1 protein-coding gene is annotated in these 366 nt (G+C 41.5%); it reads right to left on the reverse strand.

Features of this window, described 5'->3' with window-relative positions; translation table 11 throughout:
- Nucleotides 1-366: MOSC domain-containing protein (locus tag EIZ39_RS26240; protein ID WP_129204529.1), on the reverse strand; the 366-nt coding region annotated here is incomplete at both ends.

The raw sequence follows: 366 nt of genomic DNA on the forward strand, positions 1-366 counted from the left end.
AATTTCTCCTGGTCTTTCTACAGAACAGACAATGCCTCTCTTTTGATGTGCTGCCTTAACAAATTTCGGTGCTATCTTTACCTGTTGCGTTTTTTCCTCTATTACTTTACCAGGATGAATACAAGGAGGATTTTCGCCTTCACAAATGATTACAGCCCCACTTGGGAACATGATCCGACTACCCATACGCAGTTTTGTCAAATCATCTATTCCACTGATCAACAAATTTGCACCTAGCCACTCTGGAAGAATCTCTTTCACTCCTAATTCTCTTGCTACATTTTCGCATTCCTCTAAAGAAACAACACTGACTTGACGGCGGTTTTGAATCTCAGTTCCCCTTTCATACATTGGCAGGCGAGAATC

The sequence above is a fragment of the Ammoniphilus sp. CFH 90114 genome (assembly GCF_004123195.1).
In the GTDB taxonomy this organism is placed as follows: Bacteria; Bacillota; Bacilli; order Aneurinibacillales; family RAOX-1; genus YIM-78166.